The organism is Frankia tisae (assembly GCF_025403405.1).
GTDB lineage: Bacteria > Actinomycetota > Actinomycetes > Frankiales > Frankiaceae > Frankia > Frankia tisai.
Window position 1 is genome coordinate 1 of the sequence record NZ_JANEZT010000707.1, and the last position, 1,216, is coordinate 1,216.

The window sequence follows — 1,216 nt, forward strand, 5'->3', positions numbered from 1 at the left end:
GTCTCGGTGCTCATGGATGGCCTCCTCGATCGACGGCTCTGCTTGCCGGGCTAGAACCGGTCAGGGCGGTGGACGCTTCCCGGTCGCGGCCAGATATCCCGCGACCCGGTTCACCACGGCGACGAACGGCACGGCGGCGATCGCCCCGGGGATGCCGGCCAGCACGCCACCGGCGGACAGCGCGATCACGATCGCGAGCGGGTGCAGCTGCACGGCCCGGCGCATGACCAGCGGCTGGAGCACGTGCCCCTCGAGCTGCTGCACGGCCAGCACGACCCCCAGGATGATCAATGCTTCGGTCACCCCCTGCGAGACGAGGGTCACCAGGACGGCCGCCACGCCGGCCACCGTCGCCCCGATGATCGGCACGAAGCCGCCGAAGAAGGTCAGCAGCGCCAGGGGCGCGACCAGCGGCACGCCGACGCCGATCAGCCCGATGGCGATGCCGACCGCGTCGACGGCGGCGACGAACACCGTCCCCCGGATGTAGCCGGTGATCGTGTGCCAGGCCTCGCGGCCCGCGCCGCGCACCCGGTCCTCCGCCGCCTCCGGGAAACGGGTGACGATCCAGTTCCAGATCCGCTCGCCGTCGTAGAGGAAGAAGAACGTCGAGAACAGGGCGACGAGCAGGCTCGTGAGCACCTCGGCGGCCACCGACGCGCCGGAGATCACCCCGGAGACCAACCGGCCGCGGTTGTTCGCCAGGTTGCGGCGGATATCGTCGACGAGATCATCGAGCTGGTTCTGGGACAGGTGGAACGGCCCGTCGGTCAGGTAGCCGCGGATCTGCTCGACACCCTCGCTGACCTGGTCGCTGACGGTCGGGATCTCGTTGGCGGCGTTGAACCCGACGGCGACGGCGGCCCCCGCGAGCACGGCGAAGAAGATGAACAGCGCGGCGAACGCGGCTCCGAGCCGCGGCAGGCCGAGGCGCTGGAGCCGATGCGCCAACGGATGGATGAGCGCGGCGATGAGAAGCCCGGCGATGATCGGGATGACCACGATCCGGACCCGGCCGACCACCATCAACAGGATGTAGATCGCCGCACCGGTGACGATCAGGCGCCAGGACCAGCCGGCCGACACCCGCAGAGCCAGCGGGACGTGCTCCTCGGCGCGGCCCGCGGGCGACTGCACCGCACCGGCGCCGCCGTCGGCGGGTGGCGGTGCGGTCTCGCCCGGCGCATCCAGCCGGGCCGACCGCGCGGCCCGCAAC

General features: G+C 71.7%; 1 protein-coding gene. It reads right to left on the reverse strand.

The genetic code is table 11. From position 1 onward, the window contains the following. Positions 1-60: 60 nt before the first annotated feature. Positions 61-1,215, reverse strand: coding sequence for an AI-2E family transporter (locus tag NBZ85_RS31240; protein WP_261563437.1), 1,155 nt, complete (start codon positions 1,213-1,215; stop codon positions 61-63). Position 1,216: the final 1 nt, after the last annotated feature.